Consider the following 21,132-nt stretch of genomic DNA (forward strand, 5'->3'; position numbering starts at 1 on the left):
TCCGGCGAGTCTAGGAGCGCGCCCGGGGGGCCGCAAACGATTAATTGTGGCGCACGAATGAGCCAGACTCATGCATCGAAACGGCTCATGCACCATGACGGCGCAGCCCCTGCCGGAGGCGGATCCCGGCGGGGCGGCGCCCTCAGGCTCAGTCGGCGGCGTGCTGCGCCGCGGGGGCGGCGGGGCCGCCTTCCTTGGCCTGGATCTCGCGCACCGGGATCGGCGGGCGGAAGCCGGCCTCGCCCATCTGCTTGCGGATCTGGTGGAACAGGTCCCAGCGCAGGTCCCAGTAGTTGGCGGCCTGCGCCCAGGCGCGGACGTTCACGACCGTGCCGTTGTCGCGATATTCCATGGCCTTGACGACGGGCGCCGGGTCCTGGTTGACCAGGGGATGCGCCTTGACCATGGCTTCGAGACGCTGGATGGCCTCGCCCACGTCATCGCCGTAATGCACCACGACGGGGATGTCGAGGCGGCGCGTGACGTTGCGGCTGTAGTTGGTGATGGTGGCGTTCCAGACCGTGCTGTTAGGCAGCGTGATGTGGATCCCCTCGCCGTTGACCAGCCGCGTGAGGAACAGGCCGACCTCGGCCACCGTGCCGTCGGTGCCCGACGACAGGGCGACGTATTCGCCGGTGCGGATGGGGCGCAGGATCAGCAGCATGATGCCGGCCGAGATGTTCTGCAGCGTGCCTTGCAGCGCCAGACCGATGGCCAGACCGGCGGCACCGAGCACGGCGATCAGGCTGGCCGTCTGCACGCCGAAGCGCGCCAGCACGGCGATGATCGTGAAGATGCGCACGACCCAGACGACGGACGCCTGGAACATCGGCACGATGGTGGGATCGATGCGGGTGGAGCGCGTCGCCGCGCGGCGCACCCAGCGGCCGAGCAGCGCCGAGGCCCACCAGCCTAGCGTCAGGATGAGCAGGGCAACGATCAGATTCAGGCCCAGATCGAAGAACCGGGGGGCCAATTCGGCGAGGCCGTTGTAGGCTTCTTGCATGGGATCTCCTGCGGAAAAAGAAAAAGCCGGCGGGCTTGTCGCGCGCGGCACGCGTTTACTCTAGCAGAAGCCCGAGGCGCGCCACAGCGCCGGCCTCACGGGATGCGTCAAAGTTTGTAAACGCGGCGCCGCCGGCGCCCCGCTCAGATCCTGCGGAAGTGGTTGTCCCAGGCCTGACCGCCCGGGGCCATCAGCGGCTCGGGCTCGGCGCCCGGCTGGCGGGCATGGACCATCGCGCCCAGGCCGCTCGAGAGCAGGAAGCCGCCCGCGCGGTGCGGCGCCACGCCGCAGCCATCGGCCAGGCGGGTCAGCCCGAGCTGACGGCCGCTGTCGGCATCCCAATAGAGCACCTGCCCGCCCACCGGGCTGGACGTGGCGATGATGCCGCCGCCCGGATCGGCCGAGACCGATCCCACATAGTTGCGCATGTCGCGCAATACGTCGGCCGGCCCCTCGAACAACTCGGGCGCCCGGCCGCGCGCATGCCGTCCGACCAGCGCGGGCCGCTCGCCGGCCGGGCCCATGTGCTGGCAACCGAACCACACGCGGCCGCGCCCGTCGAGCGCCAGATGACGGATCGAGAGGCGATGCCAGCGCGCATCGAGCGTGACCTGTTCGAGGACCTCGCCGCTGTGCGCATCGATATAGGCGAGCGAGGGCTTCATGGTGTCGAGGTTGAGCTCGAGCTTGCCGTAATCGGGATGCGTGAGAATGCCCCCATTGGCCACGCACAGTGTGCGGCCATCGGGCATCAACACGACTTCGTGCGGACCGATGCCGGCGCAGTCGAACTCGCCGATGCGCTTGTAGCCGCCGCCGCGCGAGACATCGTAGATGCCCAGCACGCCGTGGCCGGCCTCGTAATCGTTTTCGGTGGCCAGCATCAGCTTGCCGCCGGGCAGGTACACCCCATGGCCGAAGAAGTGCCGGTCGGGCGCCGCCTCGATCGCGAGCGGCGCGCCGCCGCGCACGTCCAGCGCCATGGCGAAGAAGCCCGGCTGGCGACCGAACACGGTCACCCGTCCGCCGGCCGCATCGATCGCGAAGCTATGTCCGCGGTCGGGCATGGCGTGCGCCTGTTGCTCACGGCCGCGCTCGTCGATGATCACGACTTCGTTGCGGCGTTCGCGCTGGCGCGCGGTCACATACAGCGGGCCGGCCTCCGGACTCGCGAGCACGCGCCCCGGCGCCAGCAGCGCCGTGGCGCCGAGCGCCATGAAGCCGCGCCGGTCAATCGCCATCGAGTGCGTTGAAGCCGATGGTCACGCCCAGCGCCGGCGCGATGTTCTGATCCACCACGTCCTTCAGGTTTTTCAGCACCATCACGGCCAGCATGAGGTCGGCGCGCGTCGCCTCCTGCGTGACCGCCGCCTCGGTGTCGGCGGGTTGCTCCGCCGTGAGCCGGATCGCGGTATCGAGTTCGCTGCGCAGCGACGCGTCGAGACCCTGCGAGCCCGCGCCGAAGGCGAACTGGCCTTGTTGGTAGAAGGCACGGATGCCACGCAGATTGGACACGAGCGAGTTGAAGCTCTGGCCGCTGCGCCAGAAGATGGCGCGCTTGGGCCGCGCGGCCTGCGCCGAATCGCCCAGCACCGGCATCAGCTTGATGTCGCGCGCGAACTGCAGGCCGGTCGAGATGGCTTTCATGGCTTCGGCGGCCACCTCCTGCTGGCTGCGATACAGATCATTGGCCGGCGCCGGACGCGTGAACTGCCGGCCGAATTCGCCCTCATCGCTCCAGGCCTGCTTGAGCTCGGCGGACAGGGTCGAGACATTGCCCGCCACCGCCTTCGCGTAGCCGCAGGCATAGCCGGCCGCCTTGGCGTCGGTCTGTTTGAGCAGCTCGGGCTCGCCGTACAGCACGTACTCGAGGGCCGGCAGCCCCTGCACCGCGACGCTGCGCGAGGCCAGCGCGCCCTCGGCGAGCAGCGCGGGATTGGCTTCTTTGAGCAGCGCCTGCACCTGGCGCGGCATCACCCCGCGCGTGTCGGGCCAGAAGGCCATGCGCTCGAAGCGGTTGGCTTCCACCAGCGGACCGAAGCGCAGGAACTCGACGAAGCCCCAGGCCTCGACCAGCTCCTTCCAACCGGTGTCGACCTGTTCCGCGCGCGCCTTGCCCGGCGCGGCGCAGTAGGCGTCGAGCGCGCCACGCATCTTGATCGCCTGCTGCGCAAGATGATTGAACGCCGGCCGGATCTGGCCATTGGCCAGGTTCGAGCCGAGCTGCGCCGGCACGGCGGCCTGCGCGGCGCCGGCGGCGACGGAAAGCGTGGCGGCCACGCAGAAGGATCGGAATGCTGCCATCGATGTCATGCCGCGGGCAGGCCGCGGTCTGCCTCAGAGTGATTCAAGGAAGCGGATCAGGTCGGCCCGCTCTTCAGGCGTCATGGCCACCACGCGATCGCGCGCGGCCTGCGCCTCGCCACCATGCCATAGAACGGCTTCCAGCAGCGTGCGGGCGCGGCCGTCGTGCAGGTAGGTGGCGTTCGGGTTGACGGTGGCCGTGAGCCCGATGCCCCACAGCGGCGGCGTGCGCCATTCGCGACCCGTGGCGTCGTGTTCCTGCACGCCGTCGGCCAGGCCATCGCCCATGTCGTGCAACAACATGTCGGTGTACGGCCAGATCAGCTGGAACTGATGCTCGGGCTGCGTGGCATTGCGGCTCGTCACGTACTTGGGCGTATGGCAGCCGATGCAATTCGCCTGATAGAACAGCTTCTTGCCGGCCAGCACGCGCGCGTCGTCGGGATCCCGGCGTTGCGGCACCGCGAGGTTGGTCGAGTACGCCGTCACGAAGTCCATCAGGCGCGCCGGCACTTCATGCTCGCCCAGGTGCGGCTGCGCCCCGTGCGGCATGTCGTAACAGGAGGCCTGGCCCGGCTTGCGGCAGTCGCCGTAGTGGTCAGGGAACAGCGGCGACGACAGACCCATGTCGTTGTGGAAGGCGGCGGCGCTCTGCTGCTCGACGGTCGGCTGGCTGGCCTTCCAGTTGAAGCGGCCCAGCACCTTCTTGCCGGCGCGGATGTCATAGACCCAATTGGGCTTGCCGCTGATGCCGTCGCCATGGTCGGCGGCAGCATTGGCCAGGATGTCCGACTCGTGGATCGACTCGAGCAGGCCCAGGCCGATCATCGGCTGCGCCAGGCGCGGCGAGATCTGCACATCGTCGCGCATCGGGCCATAGCCCAGGTCGGTGATGCGATAGGTGGGCTTCATCAGGGTGGCGGTCTCGCCCCCGTTGAGCTTCACCAGCACCGGCTCATAGCTGATCTCCATGCGCCCCTCGGTCGGCAGACCGGCGACGGAGAAGTTCTGCAGTTGCACGCCGTAGGTCGGCTCGGGCAGGAACGCGATCTCTTCCTGCGTGAGCTTCTGGCGGTCGGCTTCGGTGACCGGCGGCACGGACAGGCGCAGCAGCAAGGCCACGGCGTCGAACTGTTCGAGCGGATCGAAGCCCGGAACGGTGCCACGCCCGTCCTTCACGTGACAGGCCTGGCACGAGCGCGCATTGAACAGCGGCCCCAGGCCGTCGGATGCCTGCGTCGACGAGGGCGACGAGACCCAGTCCTTGCGGAACAGGCCATTGCCCACCAGGAAGCGCTGGCGCCCCTCGAACGACAGGTTGGCGGAGGGGTGCGAAAAGATGTCGGCGTTGAGCAGTTTCTTGATGGTCGTCGCGCCGGCCTGCATCATCTCGAACGGCTCGGCCGCCGAAAAATCGGCGGCCGGCGCGGTAATGCTGGTGACGCGCTCGCGGTCCTCGGGACTCAGGTCGGTGCGTCCCGGGGCCGGCCCGGCGGCGCCGGCTGGCTGAGCCAGCAGCGCCGCCAATACTGCAGCGAGCGGTAAGGCTTTGATCACTTGAAGACGGCATCCGGTTGGTCGAGACTGTCCGAACCTTCGATCTGGATGTCGCCCAGGTCGAGAACGGCGATCACGCGCTCGAGGCTGCGGGTCTGGTCGATCAGGCGATCGATGGCGGCCTGCACCACGGCGTTACCTTCTTTGTTGCCTTCGGCGATCATCTGGTCGTAGGTCTCGACCTTCTCGGCACGATCACGCATGGCCTGCATGGCGGCGACGGTGGCGTCGAGCTTGGCGCGCACTTCGGCGTCGAGCTTGGCGTCCTTGGCCTTGACCAGATCCGAGATGCTCGCACCCTTGGTCGTCTTGCCGTCCGGACCGGTGTAGGCGCCGAGGTAGACGTTGCGGATGCCGATCTGGTTGTAATAGTGCGAGTTGTGCGTGTTGTCGGAGAAGCAATCGTGCTCTTCTTCGGGATCGTGCAGCATCAGGCCGAGCTTCATACGCTCGCCGGCGAGTTCGCCGTACGACAGGCTGCCCAGACCGGTCAGCATGGCGGTGAGGCCGGCCTTGGGATCTTCTTCGACCGACTTGCGGGCGGCGCCGTTGCCTTCCCAGTTGCCGACCATTTCCTTCAGGTCGTCGACCAGCAGCGTGGTCACGGCGCGCAGGAACTCGATGCGGCGTTCGCAGTTGCCGCCGGTGCAGTTCTTGGGATCGAAATCGGTGTGCGGGCGGTCGCCGGCATGGCGTTCCTGCGGCGTGCCGGTGCGATCCTTGGGCGCCGGACCGGAGCCGTTCAGATCCTGGCCCCACAGCAGGAATTCGATGGCGTGGTAGCCGGTGGCCACGTTGGCCTCGTTGCCGTCGGCCTCGTGCAGCACTTCGGAAAGCAGCTCGGGGGTGATCTTGCTTGCGTCGATGGTCTTGCCACCGACCGAGATCTTCGAATTGGCGATCACGTTGACCGAGTAGAACGCGTTGGCGTCGCTCTCGGTGCCATAGGAGGCATCCACATAATCGATCAGGCCTTCGTCGAGCGGCCAGGCATTCACGCGGCCTTCCCAGTCATCGACGATCGGATTGCCGAAACGGAAGGCTTCGGTCTGCTGATACGGCACGCGGGCGGCCAGCCATGCCTGGCGAGCGGCCTTGAGCGTCTCGGCGCTGGGCTTGGCGATCAGGGCGTCGATGGCCTTTTGCAGTTGTTCGGCCGTCGTCAGCGCGTCTTTGTAGCCCGCGTGCGCGATGTCCGCGTAGGTCTTGACCACCGCCTTCGGCTCGACGGCCGCCTGCGCGACGCCACCGAAAATTCCACCCGCCAACATCGCCGACAGAACGGCGCCCTGCAACAACTTACGCATCAAATACTCCCGTATCAGCGAGGGAGGGCTCCGCTGTCGCCCTTCCCTCTCGTTCGCTCTCTATTTGCGATCGCAAGTGTAAACAATTTTCGTTTGGGTTTCAGCGTCAAGTCAGTTTTAGCTCAGGTTGGCGTCAATTCCGCGGAATTAAGACGAGTCCGAAACCGGCACCAGAACAGGGGGCGGATGGCACCAGCGCGGTGCAGCGTGACCCGTCGCAGTGCCCGATTTCGCAGCTCACCCGGGGGAAATCAGGGGGGCAAAAGTTGGCATGGGTATTGCTTGAGGGACATGTATACAAGCTTGTCCTCAAGCCCGATCCCCACCTGGAGTCCCGTTCCATGACCCAACGTTCCGCCATCAACGTCACGCGCCGCCGCCTGATCCAATCCGCCTTCGGCGCCGCCGCCACCACGGCCCTGGGCGTGCCCGGCCTGGCCCTGGCGCAGAGCGGTCCGACGATCCGCATCGGCTTCTGGCCGGTGGCGGCCGGCCTGCCCTTCTACGCGGCCGTCGAGAAGGGCTACTTCAAGGAAGCGGGGTTGAACGTCGAGCCGCAGAAATTTGCCGGCGCGCAGCAGGTCATGGAGGCGATGCTGGCCGGCCGCTCCGACGGCAGCGCGAACGGCACGGGTTCGGCCAACCTCGCCATCGGCGAGATCGCCTCGCCCGGCCTGTTCAAGATCTTTGCCTCCAATCCGAGCAACGCCAAGTTCGTCCTGGACGAGTTCATCGTCGCCAAGGACAGCCCCATCAAATCCATCGCAGACCTCAAGGGGAAAAAGGTCGGTTCTGGTCCCGGCATCCAGAATTCCACGCTGGCCAAAGCAGTCCTGGAGCGCGCCGGCGCAACGGGCGCGACCGTGGTCGAGCTGGCGATCAGCCAGCACGTGGCCGCGGTCGCGGCCGGCCAGCTCGATGCGTGCTACACGCTCGAACCCACCGGTACGGTGGGCCGCCTGAACGGCACCACCCGCGTCCTGGAGGCGGGCGTCATCGCCAAGTACGTGCTGGGCGATCCGATGGCGCCGTGGTTCGGCGGCTCCGCGTCGCTCACCACCGCCTTCCTGAAGAAGCATCCCGAAGAGGCCAAGCGCTATATCGCGGCCTACGCGCGCGGCATCGAGCTGGTGCGCAAGTCGCCCGACGAGGCGCGCCAGTTCATGAAGGGCTACACCGCCATCGAAGGCCCGATGACGCAGGAGGTCCCGCTGGCGGCCTACACGCTCTACAACGAATTCACCGACAGCGACGTGCAGTACTTCCAGAAGTTCTTCGACCTCTTCACCGAAAAAGGCATCTTTGCCCAGCCCGTGAACGTGGCCAACATGCTGTACAAGGGCTGAGCATCATGAACACCGCCGCAACCGCCGCAACCGCCGCCGCGCCGGGCAAGGCGCCCGGCAAGCGTGATTATTCACGCTGGCTTCCGCTCATCGGCCCGCTCGCGCTGTTCCTCGTGTGGGACCTGGTCGTGCGCCTGTCGCTCGTGAGCCCGGTCCTGCTGCCCACCCCGGCCGCCACGCTCGCCGCGCTGACCAAGGGCATGTCGGGCGGGCCGCTGCTCACGGACTTCATCGCCTCGGTGATCCGCACGCTGCAGGCCTTCTTCATCGCGGCCGTGATCGGCGTGCCGCTCGGCGTGCTGCTCGGCAGCAACGAGCGCCTCTACCGCAGCGTCGAGTTTCTGATCGACTTCTTCCGGTCCACTCCGTCCTCCGCGCTGATCCCGCTGTTCCTGATGATCTTCGGCGTGACCGACATGAACAAGGTCGCCATCGCCGCGTTCGCGGCCGTGCTGGTGATCCTGTTCAACAGCGCGTATGGCGTGATCAACGCCCGCAAGCAACGGGTGATGGCGGCGCGCGTGATGGGCGCGAGCCGCTGGCAGATCTTCAAGGACGTGCTGATCTGGGAAAGCATGCAGCCGACGTTCGTCGGCCTGCGCAGCGGCGTGTCGATGGCCCTGGTCATCGTGATCGTGGCGGAGATGTTCATCGGCGCGGAGACGGGCCTGGGCAACCGCATCATCAATGCGCAACAGGTGCTGAACGTGCGCGATATGTACGCCGCGATTCTGGCGGCCGGCGCGCTGGGCTATGTGCTCAACGTGCTGTTCCTGGTGCTCGAAAAACGCGTGGTGCACTGGAGCGGCCGCTGATCATGAATACCGTCGTGAATCCTCTTATCGCACCCGCGCCGAGCGTGCCGTTCGTGCCGGGCCCCGTGGGCACCCACATCACCATCCGCGGCCTCACGAAGTACTTTGCCGGCTGGCCGCTGTACGAAGACTTCGACCTCGACATTCCGAAGGGCAAGATTGTCTCCGTGTTCGGCCCGAACGGCTGCGGCAAGTCGACGCTCATCAACATGATCGCGGGCCTGATCCCGATCGATGCGGGCGAGATCCTGTTCGACGGCAAATCGCTCGCGCAGACCAAGATCGGCTACGTGTTCCAGAACTACCGCGAAGCCATGTTCCCGTGGCTGCGCACGATCGACAACATCGCCTATCCGCTGCGCCTCGAAGGCAAGAGCCGCGGCGAGGTCGACGCGCGCGTGCAGGAGCTGGTGGCCTCGTTCGACGTGAAGTTCGATCTCAACCGCTACCCCTACGAGCTCTCGGGCGGTCAGCAGCAGACGGCCTCCATCATGCGCGCGCTGGCGCCCCGCCCCGAGGTGCTGTTTCTGGACGAGCCCTTCTCGGCGCTGGATTTCGAGATGACGCTGTTCATCCGCGAGAAGCTGCAGGAGGTCTTCATGCAGACCGGCACCACGATGCTGCTGGTCTCGCACGACCTCGAAGAAGCGGTGTACCTGGCCGACCAGATCCTGCTGCTCACCAAGCGCCCCACGCAGGTCGCGCAGATCCTGGACTACGCCGACGCGCGCCCCCGCACAGTCGAGACGCTCAGCGAGCCCGGTTTCATTCGCATGAAGAAGCAGAGCCTGGAGATCTTCCAGCGCGAAGTCCGCAAGTAACGCCATCCGCGAGGTGACCATGACGCAAGACACCATCGACCAATACGTGCGCAGCGCGCTGCTGCTGCAGGGCTTTCGTCTCTCCGAAGACGAGACGCAGGACGTGATCGGGCAGTTCGCGCGCATCGAGGCGATCGCGCAGGAAGTCACCCGCGAGGCGCTGCCGCTCGACCTCGAACCCGCGCCGGTCTATCTGCCATGACGGCCAGCGCGCACGAGATCGCCCACCGCGTGGCGCGCGGTGAGACCACCGCGCGGGCCGTGCTCGACGCCACCCTGGCGCGTATCCGCGATAGGGATCCGGGCATCAACAGCTTCGTCACGCTGACCGAGAGCCGCGCCCGCGCCGAGGCCCGGGCGATCGACGCGGCGCGCGCGGCCGGCACGCCGCTGCCGCCGCTGGCGGGCGTGCCGTTCGCCGTGAAAAACCTGTTCGACGTGGCGGGGCTGCCCACGCTGGCCGGCGGCAAGGTCAATGCCGATGCCCCGCCTGCCACGGCGGACGCCCCGCTGGTGGCGCGCCTGCGCGCGGCGGGCGCGGTGCTGGTCGGCACGCTCAACATGGATGAGCACGCCTACGGCTTCACCACCGAAAACACGCACTACGGCGCCACGCGCAATCCGCACGACCCGTCCCGCATCGCGGGCGGCTCGTCGGGCGGCAGCGCGGCCGCGGTGGCGGCAGGACTGGTGCCGATCACGCTGGGTTCGGACACCAACGGGTCGATCCGCGTGCCGGCCTCGCTGTGCGGCATCTTCGGCCTGAAGCCGACGTTCGGTCGCCTGCCGCGCAACCGGACCTTTCCGTTCGTGCACAGCCTGGATCATCTGGGGCCGTTCGCCGCCAACGTGGCCGACCTGGCGCTGGCCTACGATCTGATGCAAGGCCCGGACCCGCAAGACCCGGCCTGCGCCCCACGGGCCGCCGAGCCCGTGCGCGAGCAGGCCGACACGGCGGCCGGGCTGCGGGTGGCCGTGCTGGGCGGCTACTTCCACGATCACGCGGGCGAGCAGGCGCGCCGCAGCGTCGCGCTGGCGGCCGACGCGCTGCGCGCCAGCGCGGTCGTCGAATTGCCCGGCGCCGCCCAGGCCCGCGCCGCGGCCTTCATCATCACCGCCGCCGAGGGTGGCGCGCTGCATCGCCAGCGCCTGACCACGCATTACGCCCACTACGAGCCGCATTCGCGCGCGCGGCTGGTGGCGGGCAGCCTCGTGCCGGCCACCTGGGTGGTGCAGGCGCAGCGGGTGCGCCGTCGGTTCCTGGCACAGGCGCTTGCCCTCTTCGAACACTACGACGTGCTGATCGCGCCGGCCACGCCGGTGCCCGCGCCCGTCATCGGCACCGAAATCCTGACACTCAACGGCCGCGAGCTGCCGGCCCGCGCGAGCATGGGCCTGCTCACGCAACCCATCTCGTGTATCGGTCTGCCGGTGGCGGTCGCACCGCTCTGGCAGGGCCGGGACGACGACCGGCACCTGCCGCTGGGCGTGCAGCTGATCGCCGCACCCTGGCGCGAACACCATAGTCTGGCCGCGGCGCACGCGCTCGAGCAGGCCGGTCTGGCGCATGCCCGCGCCGTGTCGACGGACTGAGGATTGCGCCATGGACCGGCTCTCCCCCGCCCCCGACTCGCCGCCGCGTTCGCGCGCCGACTCCGTCTACGAAGCCGTCAAGCAGGACATCCTGGATTACCGGCTCGCACCCGGAGACCGCTTCACCGAGACCGAGGTCGCGGAACGCCTGCAGGTCAGCCGCACGCCGGTGCGCGAGGCCTTGTTTCGCCTCGAACGCGAGGGCTACCTCGAGGTGCGGCATCGCAACGGCTGGCTGGTGCGACCGCTCGACTTCAACACGCTGGATCATTTCTATGATCTGCGGCTGGTACTGGAGCAGACGGCGGTGCGCCGCCTCTGCGCCCGCGAGCCAGCACGCACCGCCGATGGCCGCAACCCGCTATCGGCGCTGACGGCGATCTGGCTGGCGCCGGTCGCGGAACGCATCGACGACGGCGAACAGGTGGCGCGTCTGGACGAGAGCTTTCATATCGATCTCGTGGCCGCCGCCGGCAACCCCGAGATGGCCCGCGTGCATCGCGCCGCGACCGAACGCATCCGCATCGTGCGCCGGCTCGACTTCACCCAGACCGACCGCATCGCCAAGACCTATGACGAGCACGGGATGATTCTGCGCGCCATCCATGCGCGCGACGCCGCCCAGGCGTGCGCGCTGCTGCGCGCCCATATCGAGGCCAGTCAGGCGGAGGTGCGCAAGATCACGCTGCACCGGCTGTACTCGGCGCGGCGGGTGGCCGCCACGCCGGTTTCATGAAGGATTCAACCGCGCAGCGCGCGCACGCGGCGCGACCCGCCCTGGCCCGGATGCAGCCAGAAGTGCAGCAGGCGCGTGATGACGGGGATGCACACGAACGAAAGGATCGGCGTCATGCTGGCCGTCGTGACGAGCACGCGCCAGAACAGCGGCATGGCGCTCAGTTGTTCGTTGAGCAGGAAGGAAAACAGCAGCAGCATCGGGAAGTAGGCGATCCAGATGCTGATCGCCTGCTTCCAGCGCGGCGGCGCGCTCTTTTGCGGACCGAACCAGCTGTCCATGCCGCTGACGCGATGCACATGGCTGTGGCGGACCAGTTTGGCGCCGCGCTCGAGCCACATGCGGCGCGGCAGGGACTTCTCCCACCGATTCAGGCTGTCTTCGTCGGTGAATCGCAGCACGATCTGGTATTGATCGCCTCCCTCGGGCGGCTGCAATACCCCCGAGCCCAGAAAGCCCGGAAAACCCGCCGCCAGGATTTCTCCCTGTCGCATCCACGCCAGAAAATCGCCATAGTTCTCGGGGGCGATCCTGCGCGTGACGAGCATGGTGACGGGGGCGGGTACGGACATTACGGCGGCGGACATAGGGCGACTCCTGTGCAACGGGGCGGGCCTGCGGGGCAAATCAGGCTCCGTACTTACCCTAGCAAACCGCATGCCAACTTTGCAGCGCAGCATTTCCCTGGCCAGACACGTACGCTCGTAGCCACGCTCATTTATTTTGCACCGCAACAAACACCATCTTGGTGATTACCCTAGTCTCCCGCACCATCCTGGTGCCTACCGATCGAGCCCGTCATGCCCACGCCCGCCATCAACCAACCAGACATCCAAGCCGAAGTCAGCGCGCAGTTCGCCCGCTACGAGCAGGCCCTCGTGACCAACGATGTGGCCGTACTCGACGAACTGTTCTGGAATAGCCCGCACACCCTGCGCTACGGCGCGACCGAGAATCTGTATGGCTACGACGAGATCCAGGCGTTCCGGGCCCAGCGCCCGTCGCAGGGGCTCGCCCGCACGGTCAGCCGCAGCGTGGTCACGACATACGGCAACGACTTCGCCACCACGCACATCGAATTCACGCGCGAAGGCTCGACCCGGACAGGCCGCCAGAGCCAGACCTGGATGCGCACGAGCGAGGGCTGGCGCGTCGTCGCTGCCCATGTGAGTCTGATGGCGTGAGTGCCCGGGCGCGCTTCATTGAGTGAGGCCCGCGCCCCGTCTACACTGGCTTTTTACCCTCATCCGGAGCCGCTCCATGAGTACCGTCAAGATCGCTGTTTTCGTCGGCAGCCTGCGTGCCGCCTCGTTCAATCTGCAACTGGCCCGCGCGCTCGAAAAGCTGGTGCCCGCCCATGTGAAGTTCGATTACGTCAGCCTGGGCGACATCCCGCTGTTCAATCAGGACATCGAAGACGACATGCCCGCCCCCGCCGCCAAGATGAAGCAGCAGATCGTGGACGCGCAGGCCGTGCTGTTCGTCACGCCCGAGCACAACCGTTCGATTCCGGCCGCGCTCAAGAATGCGATCGACTGGGGCACCCGCCCGTGGGGCAAGAATGTCTGGGCCGGCAAGACCGGCGGTTTGCTGGGCACCTCGCCGTCGGCCGCCGGCACCGGCATGGCCCAGCAGCATCTGCGCAACGTGCTGGCCGCGGAGGGCGTGAACCTGCTGACCACGCCCGAAGTGTTCATGCAATGGAAGGAAGGCCAGATCGACGCCGACGGCAACATCACCAACGACGGCACCCGCAAGTTCCTGCAGGGCTGGGTCGACAACTACATCGCCTGGATCGAACGCCTGGCGAAGTGACGGGCCCCGTCAGTCGGGTGGCCCCCGGGCCGGGGCACCCGGTCAGGGACACCCGGTCAGAGACACCCGGCCAAGGGCGCCCGGCCAAGGGCGCCCCTCGCCGGGTGCCCCCGCCTCCAAGCGCCGCTCCCCTGTATCACCGCCGCGCCGAAGGCGCGGCCAGCCTTCCGGGGTTATCCCCGCCAAATGTGGAAAACGTTGAGGACAGCCTGAGGGCAGCTCCGAATTCCACTTTGGAATCATGCACTTGCGAGCGCCGGGCAATGATTGCTCAATGCCGTCCCGCTGTCATCGATTTGTCCCCAGCCTGTGTGGACAAAGCCGGGAACACCTGACTAACAAGCCGGAAAAAGAGTGTCGAATCAGCGGCTTGGCGCGTGCGCTCAAGAATTGAGCAGCGCCGGGAAGCTTGGCTACGCAGGCGGGCGCACGGCCGCGCACCCCAGCCGCCCACACTTATCCCCGCCCGATGTGGAAAAGCTGAGGATGACTGGCGGCACAACTCCGAAATAAGCTGTGCAATCAAGGAGTTCTGAGCGCTGGTCACAGATTGCCCATTCGCACCACCGGCGCCCGCGTCGCGCGACGCCCGCGTGGGCCTGGGAATTATCCCCGCCGAATGTGGACAAACTGTTGAACAGGCTGCTGACAAGCCAGAAATTGCTTGTCATCTCAATGACTTGGAGCGGGCGGTCAAACATTGACCACCCATCTCTCGGGGCGTTATCCACGCCGAATGTGGACAACCCACTGAACAGTCGCCTGACAAGCCGAAATTCCGGCTTAAGATCAGGGACTTGCGCGGGGTGCGCAAGCTTTGCGCACCCGCACCGGACCGAACGGGACGTCCGTGATCAGTCGTCCTCTTCGAGGCGCATGCCGACCTTGAGGCCGACCTGCCAGTGGGCGATCTTGCCGTCCTTGATGTGACCACGCACCTCGGTCACTTCGAACCAGTCCAGATTGCGCAGGGTGGACGAGGCGCGTTCGATGGCGCGTTCGATGGCGTCGTCGCTCGACACGGCGGACGAACCGACCAATTCGATCTGTTTATACACATGACTCATGGCGCACCTCCTGAGAGATCCGGGACATCGACCCTGCCACGGCATGCGGCAAGGCAGCCCTCGATTTCATTGAATCATGCATGCCGCGCCGCGGCCACCCACCTGGGACGGCGCCTTGTTACCGCATCCTTCGGCGTTCAGGACACGTCGGGTACGCCGTAATGCGCGAAGCGCGCCTGCAGAAAGTCGCGCAGCCTGCGTACGGCCGGCGACAGGCTGGCCCGGTGCACGCACAACAGATACACCGGGGTGGACTCCGTCACATAATCGGGCAGCAGCGGCAACAGCCTGCCCGCGGCGAGATCGGCGGCCACGTCGAAGCCCGATTTGTAGGCAATCCCCGCGCCCTGCACCGCCCAGCGCCGCACCATGTCGCCGTCGTCGCCCGCGCGATCGCCGTTCACGGCCACCGTGGTCGAACGGCCCTCCTCCGACACGAACGTCCAGCGATCGTGCACCGCGTCGCCCAGCATGAAGGTCAGACAGTTGTGGGCGCGCAGGTCCTGCGGCGTGGCCGGCGCGCCATGCCGGGCGATGTAAGCCGGCGCCGCGCACAGCACCCGGCGGTTATGCGGCGCCAGCGGCAGCGCCACCATGTTGGAGTCGTCGGGCGTGCCATAACGGATCGCCAGATCGACCGGCTGACGATAGAGATCGGCGAGCCGGTCGCTGATGAAGACGCGCAGCCGCACCTTGGGATGCTCGCTCTGGAACGCATCGAGCCAGGGCAGCAGCACGTGCCGCCCCAGATCGGACGGCATCGACAGCGACAGCGTGCCGGCGACGCCGTCGTGCTCCTGCTCGACCGCCTGCCGTCCGCGCTGCAGCGCCGCGAGTGCCTGCCGCACATGCTCGCAATAGCGCTCGCCGTCGGCCGTCAGCCGCAGGCTGCGGGTGGAGCGCGCGAAGAGCCGCACGCCCAGCGCCTGTTCCAGACGCTTGATGGCGGCGCTGGCCACCGCGGGCGTCAGGTCCAGGTCGCGCGCCGCCTGCGAAAAGCTGCCTGCGTCCGCCGCGGCCACGAGGAGCCTGAGATCCTCCAGTCTTTCTGCGGTCATTTTCAAATTCCCTTTGAAACTGACTGCGATGCTAGCCCCTTTTTCAATCCATCGGCACAGGCGATGATGGCCCATCGCTCCTAATTGAGACCTTTGCCATGAAAGCCATTGCCTACACCCGCAACCTCCCCGCCGACGACCCGCAAAGCCTGCAGGACATCGAACTGCCGACGCCCACCCCGGGCCCGCGCGACCTGCTCGTGCGCGTCGAGGCCATTTCGGTCAACCCGGTCGACGTCAAGATCCGCGCCAATCGTCAGCCCAAGGAAGGCCGTCCCGAAGTGCTGGGCTGGGACGCGGCCGGCGTGGTCGAGGCCGTCGGCGCGCAGGTCAGCCTGTTCAAGCCGGGCGACCGGGTCTGGTATGCGGGCGCGCTCGACCGGCCGGGCGCCAACAGCGAACAGCACGTGGTCGACGAGCGCATCGTCGGCGCCATGCCGGCGTCGCTGTCGTTCGCGCAGGCCGCCGCCCTGCCGCTCACGGCCATCACCGCCTGGGAATTGCTGTTCGACCGTCTACGCGTGCTGGACAATCGCGGCCCCAGCGGCCGGGCGCTGCTGGTGATCGGCGCCGCGGGCGGCGTGGGCTCGATTCTGGTGCAGTTGGCACGTCAGCTCACCGGCCTGACGGTGATCGGCACCGCCTCGCGGCCCGAAACGCAGGAATGGGTCCGGCAGGCCGGCGCGCACCATGTGATCGACCACACCCGGCCGCTGGCCGATGAGCTCGCCCGCATCGGCATCCCGCAGGTCGAGTACATCGCCGGCCTCACCGCCACCGACCAGCATTTCGAGGCGATGGCGCAAGTGATCGCGCCGCAGGGCGCCATCGCGCTCATCGACGACCCCGCCGCGATCGACGTGCGCAAACTCAAAGGCAAATCCGCCGCGCTGCACTGGGAATTCATGTTCGCGCGTTCGATGCACAAGACCGCCGACATGCAGGCGCAGCACGACCTGCTCACCCAGGTCTCGCGCCTGATCGACGCCGGGCTGTTGCGCACTACCCTGGGCGAGCACTACGGCAAGATCAACGCGGCCAACCTGCGCCGCGCGCATGCCTTCATCGAGAGCGGCCGCGCCCGCGGCAAGATCGTGCTCGAGGGCTTCGGCGCCTGAGTGCAAGGCCTGGACAAAGCGCGCGCGGGCTCGGGCCTGCGCGCGCTTTTTCTATTGGCGTGTGGCGAACGGGACGACGGCGCGCGTCGTCGCACGAGGCGGGCCGTGGCTCTCTAATCGTGCTTATCGAGTCGTGCCTCTGGAGCCATGCTCAAGACGACGGCGGCTGTCTGCGATGGAACATGCCGGCCAATATCAATGCGAGCAATGCCGGCAAGCCGAAAACGCCGGCGTGCACCGCCAACTCCTGCTGGAACCCGAAGGCCGCCACGCGCGTGGCGTAGCTGAAATGCGCCACGCAGAGCGCGAGCCAGGCCGCGATGAAGCCATAGCAGGCGACCCGCCGGTTCGAGCGTCCGAGCAGCACGAACACCCCCAGCATGGCGAAGCCCGCGATCAGTGCGATGAGTGGCGGCATGGGGCACTTCCTTTTGCGGCACGGAACAGGACCAGGGTAGCGCATGCGGCGCCGGCGCGGGTGTCGTCCGTGCGGAACCTTGCGTCTACAATGACGCCCGACTCAGCGCGCATCGCACGCGCTCACGCACCGCCGGCCTGGCTCGCGGTGCGTTGCCTTTTTCGACCTCTTTGCGTGCCGCGCCCCGCCCTCCGCGCGCGGGCCGTGGCACCGATAAGTGTTATCCGACATGACGCAAGCTGTTGATTCCCAACACACTCCCATGATGCAGCAGTACCTCCGGCTCAAGGCCGAGGCCGGCCCGCTGCTGCTCTTCTATCGCATGGGCGATTTCTACGAGATGTTCTACGAAGACGCCGAGCGCGGCGCGCGTCTGCTCAATCTCACGCTGACCAAACGCGGCAGTTCGAATGGCTCGCCGATTCCGATGGCCGGCCTGCCCGTGCATGCCATGGAGCAGTACCTGGCCAAGCTGGTGGCGCAGGGCGAATCGGTCGCCATCTGCGAACAGATCGGCGATCCGGCCGCCTCCAAGGGCCCGGTCGAACGCCGCATCGTGCGCATCGTCACGCCGGGCACCCTGACCGACGACGCCCTGCTGCCGGCCAAGGCCGATCGCGCGCTGGCGGCGGTCTGCGTGTCGGGCAAGGCGCGCGATCCGCGCGCCGGCCTGGCCTGGCTCAACCTGGCCAGCGGCGACTTCCACGTCACCGAGTGCAGCCCGGCTCAGCTCGAATCCGAATTGCATCGCATCGCCCCGGCCGAGGTGATCTACGCCGACAGCACCGAGCTGCAGCTGAGCTTCGACGGCGCGCGCACGCGCGTGCCCGACTGGCATTTCGAGGCCGATGGCGCGCGCGGGCATCTGCTCGCGCACTTCAAGACCGACAGCCTCGCCGGCTTCGATGTCGAAGACATGCCGGTGGCGGTGTGCGCGGCCGGCGCGCTGCTGCGTTATGCCGCCCGCACCCAGTCGCACGCGCTTGCCCACGTGCAGACCATCGCCGCCGAACGCGCCGGCCTCTATGTGCTGATGGACCCGGTCACGCGCCGCAATCTCGAGCTCACGCAGACCCTCTCCGGCGAAGACGCGCCCACGCTGTTCTCGCTGCTCGACGGCTGCCGCACGCCCATGGGCAGCCGGCTGCTGCGCCGCTGGCTGCATCACCCGCTGCGCGACAACGCGCCGGTGCTGGCGCGCCAGGAGGCGATCACCGCGCTCATGACGGCGCGCCTCGACATGGACCAGACCTTCGGCGCCGCGGGCCTGCTGGAGTCGCTGCGCGGCGCGCTGCAGGTGTTTCCGGACATCGAACGCATCGCCGCGCGGCTGGCGCTGCGCTCGGTGCGCCCGCGCGAGCTCGCCAGCCTGCGCGACGCGCTCGCCACGCTGCCGCAGCTGCACGCGCTGCTCGCCCCGGCCACCGGCGCCGCGCGCGTCGCGGCCCTCGCGCGGCACCTCACGCTCGATCCCGCGATTGCCGAGCTGCTTCAGCGCGCCATCGCGCAGGAGCCCGCGGTGGCCATTCGCGATGGCGGCGTGATCGCCACCGGCTTCGACGCCGAGCTCGACGAACTGCGCGCACTGGCCGCCGACGGCGGAGAGTTCCTGATCCAGCTCGAAGCGCGCGAACGCGAACGCACCGGCATCAGCAATCTGCGCGTGGAGTTCAACCGCGTGCACGGCTTCTATATCGAAGTCACCAAGGGCCAGACCGACAAGGTGCCCGACGACTACCGCCGCCGCCAGACCCTGAAGAACGCCGAGCGCTACATCACGCCCGAGCTCAAAACCTGGGAAGACAAGGTGCTGTCCGCGCAGGACCGCTCGCTGGCGCGCGAGAAGTGGCTGTTCGAACAGGTGCTCGACGTGCTGGCCACCCATGTGCGCCCGCTGTCGGACTGCGCCGGCGCGCTGGCCGAACTCGACACCCTGGCGGCCCTCGCCGAGCACGCCCGCCGCCACGACTGGGCCGCGCCGGAGTTGTCCGAGCAGGCCGACATCGAGATCGAGGCCGGCCGCCATCCCGTGGTCGAGAACGCGATCGAGCGCTTCACGCCCAACGGCTGCCGCCTCGACCCGACGCGCCGCATGCTGCTGATCACCGGCCCCAACATGGGCGGTAAATCGACCTACATGCGGCAGGTGGCGCTGATCGTGCTGCTCGCGCGCACCGGCAGCTTCGTGCCCGCCGCGAGCGCGCGCATCGGCCGCATCGACCGCATCTTCACCCGCATCGGCGCCGCCGACGACCTCGCGGGCGGACGCTCCACCTTCATGATGGAAATGACGGAGGCTGCCGCCATCCTGGCCGCCAGCACCACGCACAGCCTGGTGCTGATGGACGAAATCGGCCGCGGCACCTCGACCTACGACGGCCTCGCGCTGGCGTGGGCGATCGCGCAGCGGCTGCTCACGCACAACCGCGCACTCACGCTGTTCGCCACGCATTACTTCGAGCTCACGCGCCTGCCGTCCGAGCAGCCCACCGCGGCCAACGTGCATCTGGCCGCGGCCGAGTCCGCTGGCGGCATCGTCTTCCTGCACGAAGTGCGCGAGGGGCCCGCGAGCCGCAGCTACGGGATCCAGGTGGCGCAGCGCGCCGGTGTGCCCGCCGCCGTGATCCGCCAGGCGTCCCGCGAACTCGAGCGCCTCGAAGCCCAGGGCGCGCCCACGCCTCAACTCGGCCTGTTCGCCGCGGCCATCGACGCCGAGGCCCAGAGCCAGGCCAGCGCCGACCACGACGCGGCGCTGGACGCCCTCGCCGCGCTGCGCACCGAACTCGCCTCCATCGATCCCGACAGCCTCACCCCGCGCGAAGCGCTGGACGCCCTGTACCGACTCAAGGCCCATCTCGCATGAAAACCGACCTGCCTCTCACCCTGCTCGGCGGCCTGTCGCCCGACACCTTCATGCGCCGCTACTGGCAGCGCAAGCCGCTGCTGATCCGGGGCGCCGTGCCCGGCATGCGTCCGCCCGAAAGCGTGGCCGCACTCAAGAAGCTGGCGCGCCGCGATGACGTCGAATCCCGCCTGATCTGGCGCGAGGGCGGCGAATGGAACATGGAGAACGGCCCGTTCGCGCGCCTGCCCAAGGTCAACGAGCCCGAATGGACGCTGCTGGTGCAGAGCCTCGACCTGCACAGCGACGCCGCGGCCGCGCTGATCCAGCAGTTCCGCTTCGTGCCCGACGCGCGCCTGGACGACCTGATGGTCAGCATCGCCTCCACCGGCGGCGGCGTGGGGCCGCACTTCGACAGCTACGACGTCTTCCTGCTGCAAGGCCAGGGCCGGCGCCGCTGGCGCTGGGGCCGCCAGAAAGACCTCTCGCTCGAGCCCGGCCTGCCGCTCAAGATCCTGTCGAACTTCGAACCCGAAGAAGAAGCCGTCCTCGAGCCCGGCGACATGCTCTACCTGCCGCCGCAGGCCGCCCACGACGGCGTGGCGCTCGACGACGACTGCATGACCATCTCCATCGGCTTTCGCGCCCCGACTCAGGCGAATCTGGCCCGCGGCCTGCTCGAAGCCGCGGCCGACCAGGCGATGGCGCGCGTGGGCCTGCTCGGCGGCCCCTACGGCGAGCCCGCCCTGCCCGGCCCGCGCCTCGACGGCATCTACCGCGATCCGGGCCAGCCCGCCACCGGGCAGCCGGCCGCGCTGCCCGACGCCTTGGTCGAGGCCACGCTGGCCACGCTGCAGAAGCTGCGCTTCGACGATGCGCTGGCATCGCGCTTCCTGGGCTGCTGGCTTACCGAGCCGAGCCAGCTGAGCGTGTTCGACAGCCCGGAGGACCCGGTCGACCTCGAAGACAGCTGGCCCGAGGCCGGCCGTCTGGTGCTGGATCGCCGCAGCCGCATGCTGTATCGCGGCCGCCAGCTGTTCATCAACGGCGAAACCGCCATGGTGCCCGCCGATGCCGCCCTGCGGGAGCTGGCCGATGCCCGCGAGCTCGCCTGCGCCGACGCCCGTTGCCGCAAGCTGTCCGACGATGCCCGCGCCTGCCTGGCCGATTGGCTGGACTCGGGCTGGCTGCACTACCGCCCCTGAGCGCAGCGCGGCTGTGGCGGCGCGCTTGCATGACCTCGCCGAGGGCCGCGGCGGCGGCCCCTCCGAGCTCCCGCCGCCGACCGCCCCGCGCGGCTGAACCTGTCTGGCACGCATCGCCCCGGCT

20 protein-coding genes are annotated in these 21,132 nt (G+C 68.0%); 11 read left to right on the plus strand and 9 right to left on the minus strand.

What is annotated here, in order from left to right:
- Positions 1–148 precede the first annotated feature (148 nt).
- The 5 genes from CEK29_RS16985 to CEK29_RS17005 all read right to left on the minus strand — a co-directional run bounded on the left by CEK29_RS16985 (position 149) and on the right by CEK29_RS17005 (position 6,174).
- A complete protein-coding gene (locus CEK29_RS16985; protein WP_094802390.1) occupies positions 149–1,006 on the minus strand; it encodes a mechanosensitive ion channel family protein in 858 nt (285 codons plus the stop codon).
- Between the two features lie 143 nt (positions 1,007–1,149).
- Positions 1,150–2,247 carry a DUF1513 domain-containing protein gene (locus tag CEK29_RS16990; protein WP_094858784.1) on the minus strand — a complete coding sequence of 366 codons (1,098 nt, stop codon included), beginning with the start codon at positions 2,245–2,247 and terminating at the stop codon, positions 1,150–1,152.
- Positions 2,237–3,310, minus strand: a complete 1,074-nt coding sequence (locus CEK29_RS16995) for an imelysin family protein (protein WP_249279131.1) — start codon at positions 3,308–3,310, stop codon at positions 2,237–2,239. Before CEK29_RS16995 ends, CEK29_RS16990 begins: the two co-directional genes overlap by 11 nt.
- Positions 3,311–3,343: 33 nt before the next feature.
- Positions 3,344–4,699: a di-heme oxidoreductase family protein gene (locus CEK29_RS17000; RefSeq protein ID WP_349290559.1), complete on the minus strand. Its 1,356-nt coding sequence runs from the start codon at positions 4,697–4,699 to the stop codon at positions 3,344–3,346.
- A gap of 164 nt (positions 4,700–4,863) precedes the next feature.
- On the minus strand, positions 4,864–6,174 hold the full coding sequence (locus CEK29_RS17005) for an imelysin family protein (RefSeq protein ID WP_094802396.1): 1,311 nt from the start codon (positions 6,172–6,174) through the stop codon (positions 4,864–4,866).
- Between the two features lie 341 nt (positions 6,175–6,515).
- Here CEK29_RS17005 and CEK29_RS17010 point away from each other — a divergent pair, with 341 nt between their 5' ends.
- The 6 genes from CEK29_RS17010 to CEK29_RS17035 are packed head-to-tail and all read left to right on the plus strand — an operon-like array spanning position 6,516 to position 11,485.
- Positions 6,516–7,520 (plus strand): ABC transporter substrate-binding protein, encoded by a 1,005-nt coding sequence (locus CEK29_RS17010; protein ID WP_094802398.1) that lies wholly within the window; start codon positions 6,516–6,518, stop codon positions 7,518–7,520.
- Positions 7,521–7,525: 5 nt separating this feature from the next.
- On the plus strand, positions 7,526–8,335 hold the full coding sequence (locus CEK29_RS17015; RefSeq protein ID WP_094858785.1) for an ABC transporter permease: 810 nt from the start codon (positions 7,526–7,528) through the stop codon (positions 8,333–8,335).
- Positions 8,336–8,337: 2 nt separating this feature from the next.
- The gene (locus tag CEK29_RS17020; RefSeq protein ID WP_094802402.1) at positions 8,338–9,156 is read left to right on the plus strand and encodes an ABC transporter ATP-binding protein; all 819 of its coding nucleotides are present in this window, start codon (positions 8,338–8,340) and stop codon (positions 9,154–9,156) included.
- 19 nt (positions 9,157–9,175) lie between these two features.
- Positions 9,176–9,358 (plus strand): DUF4089 domain-containing protein, encoded by a 183-nt coding sequence (locus tag CEK29_RS17025; protein WP_094802404.1) that lies wholly within the window; start codon positions 9,176–9,178, stop codon positions 9,356–9,358.
- Positions 9,355–10,749 carry an AtzE family amidohydrolase gene (locus tag CEK29_RS17030; protein ID WP_094858786.1) on the plus strand — a complete coding sequence of 465 codons (1,395 nt, stop codon included), beginning with the start codon at positions 9,355–9,357 and terminating at the stop codon, positions 10,747–10,749. The genes CEK29_RS17025 and CEK29_RS17030 overlap by 4 nt, the downstream gene beginning before the upstream one ends.
- A gap of 10 nt (positions 10,750–10,759) precedes the next feature.
- Positions 10,760–11,485 carry a GntR family transcriptional regulator gene (locus CEK29_RS17035; protein WP_094802406.1) on the plus strand — a complete coding sequence of 242 codons (726 nt, stop codon included), beginning with the start codon at positions 10,760–10,762 and terminating at the stop codon, positions 11,483–11,485.
- Between the two features lie 5 nt (positions 11,486–11,490).
- Here the strand turns inward: CEK29_RS17035 and CEK29_RS17040 are convergent, their stop codons facing one another.
- Positions 11,491–12,057, minus strand: coding sequence for an antibiotic biosynthesis monooxygenase (locus tag CEK29_RS17040; protein ID WP_094803249.1), 567 nt, complete (start codon positions 12,055–12,057; stop codon positions 11,491–11,493).
- Positions 12,058–12,285: 228 nt separating this feature from the next.
- Between CEK29_RS17040 and hpxZ the strand changes: the two genes are divergently transcribed.
- Entirely contained in the window at positions 12,286–12,669 is a 384-nt protein-coding gene (gene hpxZ / locus CEK29_RS17045) for an oxalurate catabolism protein HpxZ (protein ID WP_094858787.1), read from the plus strand.
- Positions 12,670–12,745: 76 nt separating this feature from the next.
- Positions 12,746–13,300: an NADPH-dependent FMN reductase gene (locus CEK29_RS17050; protein WP_094802410.1), complete on the plus strand. Its 555-nt coding sequence runs from the start codon at positions 12,746–12,748 to the stop codon at positions 13,298–13,300.
- An 854-nt stretch (positions 13,301–14,154) separates the two neighbouring features.
- Here the strand turns inward: CEK29_RS17050 and CEK29_RS17055 are convergent.
- On the minus strand, positions 14,155–14,367 hold the full coding sequence (locus tag CEK29_RS17055; RefSeq protein ID WP_094802412.1) for a dodecin: 213 nt from the start codon (positions 14,365–14,367) through the stop codon (positions 14,155–14,157).
- A 137-nt stretch (positions 14,368–14,504) separates the two neighbouring features.
- Complete coding sequence (locus CEK29_RS17060; protein WP_094858788.1) at positions 14,505–15,425, minus strand: LysR family transcriptional regulator; 921 nt, start codon at positions 15,423–15,425, stop codon at positions 14,505–14,507.
- Between the two features lie 98 nt (positions 15,426–15,523).
- On the opposite strand from CEK29_RS17060, the gene CEK29_RS17065 reads away from it, so the two are divergent.
- Positions 15,524–16,543 (plus strand): zinc-binding alcohol dehydrogenase family protein, encoded by a 1,020-nt coding sequence (locus CEK29_RS17065; protein WP_094858789.1) that lies wholly within the window; start codon positions 15,524–15,526, stop codon positions 16,541–16,543.
- A 151-nt stretch (positions 16,544–16,694) separates the two neighbouring features.
- Here the strand turns inward: CEK29_RS17065 and CEK29_RS17070 are convergent, their stop codons facing one another.
- On the minus strand, positions 16,695–16,961 hold the full coding sequence (locus CEK29_RS17070) for a hypothetical protein (protein ID WP_094802418.1): 267 nt from the start codon (positions 16,959–16,961) through the stop codon (positions 16,695–16,697).
- 229 nt (positions 16,962–17,190) lie between these two features.
- Between CEK29_RS17070 and mutS the strand changes: the two genes are divergently transcribed.
- A complete protein-coding gene (mutS, locus tag CEK29_RS17075; protein WP_440588333.1) occupies positions 17,191–19,824 on the plus strand; it encodes a DNA mismatch repair protein MutS in 2,634 nt (877 codons plus the stop codon).
- The gene (locus tag CEK29_RS17080; RefSeq protein ID WP_094858791.1) at positions 19,821–21,008 is read left to right on the plus strand and encodes a ribosomal protein uL16 3-hydroxylase; all 1,188 of its coding nucleotides are present in this window, start codon (positions 19,821–19,823) and stop codon (positions 21,006–21,008) included. Before mutS ends, CEK29_RS17080 begins: the two co-directional genes overlap by 4 nt.
- Positions 21,009–21,132: the final 124 nt, after the last annotated feature.

Source organism: Bordetella genomosp. 5 (genome assembly GCF_002261475.1).
In the GTDB taxonomy this organism is placed as follows: domain Bacteria; phylum Pseudomonadota; class Gammaproteobacteria; order Burkholderiales; family Burkholderiaceae_B; genus Bordetella.

Coding starts and splice junctions, on each gene's coding strand:
- CEK29_RS16985 (WP_094802390.1), bottom strand. CDS start 1,006: ATGCAAGAAGCCTACAACGGCCTCGCCGAATTGGCCCCCCGGTTCTTC.
- CEK29_RS16990 (WP_094858784.1), bottom strand. CDS start 2,247: ATGGCGATTGACCGGCGCGGCTTCATGGCGCTCGGCGCCACGGCGCTG.
- CEK29_RS16995 (WP_249279131.1), bottom strand. CDS start 3,310: ATGGCAGCATTCCGATCCTTCTGCGTGGCCGCCACGCTTTCCGTCGCC.
- CEK29_RS17000 (WP_349290559.1), bottom strand. CDS start 4,699: ATGATGCAGGCCGGCGCGACGACCATCAAGAAACTGCTCAACGCCGAC.
- CEK29_RS17005 (WP_094802396.1), bottom strand. CDS start 6,174: ATGCGTAAGTTGTTGCAGGGCGCCGTTCTGTCGGCGATGTTGGCGGGT.
- CEK29_RS17010 (WP_094802398.1), top strand. CDS start 6,516: ATGACCCAACGTTCCGCCATCAACGTCACGCGCCGCCGCCTGATCCAA.
- CEK29_RS17015 (WP_094858785.1), top strand. CDS start 7,526: ATGAACACCGCCGCAACCGCCGCAACCGCCGCCGCGCCGGGCAAGGCG.
- CEK29_RS17020 (WP_094802402.1), top strand. CDS start 8,338: ATGAATACCGTCGTGAATCCTCTTATCGCACCCGCGCCGAGCGTGCCG.
- CEK29_RS17025 (WP_094802404.1), top strand. CDS start 9,176: ATGACGCAAGACACCATCGACCAATACGTGCGCAGCGCGCTGCTGCTG.
- CEK29_RS17030 (WP_094858786.1), top strand. CDS start 9,355: ATGACGGCCAGCGCGCACGAGATCGCCCACCGCGTGGCGCGCGGTGAG.
- CEK29_RS17035 (WP_094802406.1), top strand. CDS start 10,760: ATGGACCGGCTCTCCCCCGCCCCCGACTCGCCGCCGCGTTCGCGCGCC.
- CEK29_RS17040 (WP_094803249.1), bottom strand. CDS start 12,057: ATGTCCGTACCCGCCCCCGTCACCATGCTCGTCACGCGCAGGATCGCC.
- hpxZ (WP_094858787.1), top strand. CDS start 12,286: ATGCCCACGCCCGCCATCAACCAACCAGACATCCAAGCCGAAGTCAGC.
- CEK29_RS17050 (WP_094802410.1), top strand. CDS start 12,746: ATGAGTACCGTCAAGATCGCTGTTTTCGTCGGCAGCCTGCGTGCCGCC.
- CEK29_RS17055 (WP_094802412.1), bottom strand. CDS start 14,367: ATGAGTCATGTGTATAAACAGATCGAATTGGTCGGTTCGTCCGCCGTG.
- CEK29_RS17060 (WP_094858788.1), bottom strand. CDS start 15,425: ATGACCGCAGAAAGACTGGAGGATCTCAGGCTCCTCGTGGCCGCGGCG.
- CEK29_RS17065 (WP_094858789.1), top strand. CDS start 15,524: ATGAAAGCCATTGCCTACACCCGCAACCTCCCCGCCGACGACCCGCAA.
- CEK29_RS17070 (WP_094802418.1), bottom strand. CDS start 16,961: ATGCCGCCACTCATCGCACTGATCGCGGGCTTCGCCATGCTGGGGGTG.
- mutS (WP_440588333.1), top strand. CDS start 17,191: ATGACGCAAGCTGTTGATTCCCAACACACTCCCATGATGCAGCAGTAC.
- CEK29_RS17080 (WP_094858791.1), top strand. CDS start 19,821: ATGAAAACCGACCTGCCTCTCACCCTGCTCGGCGGCCTGTCGCCCGAC.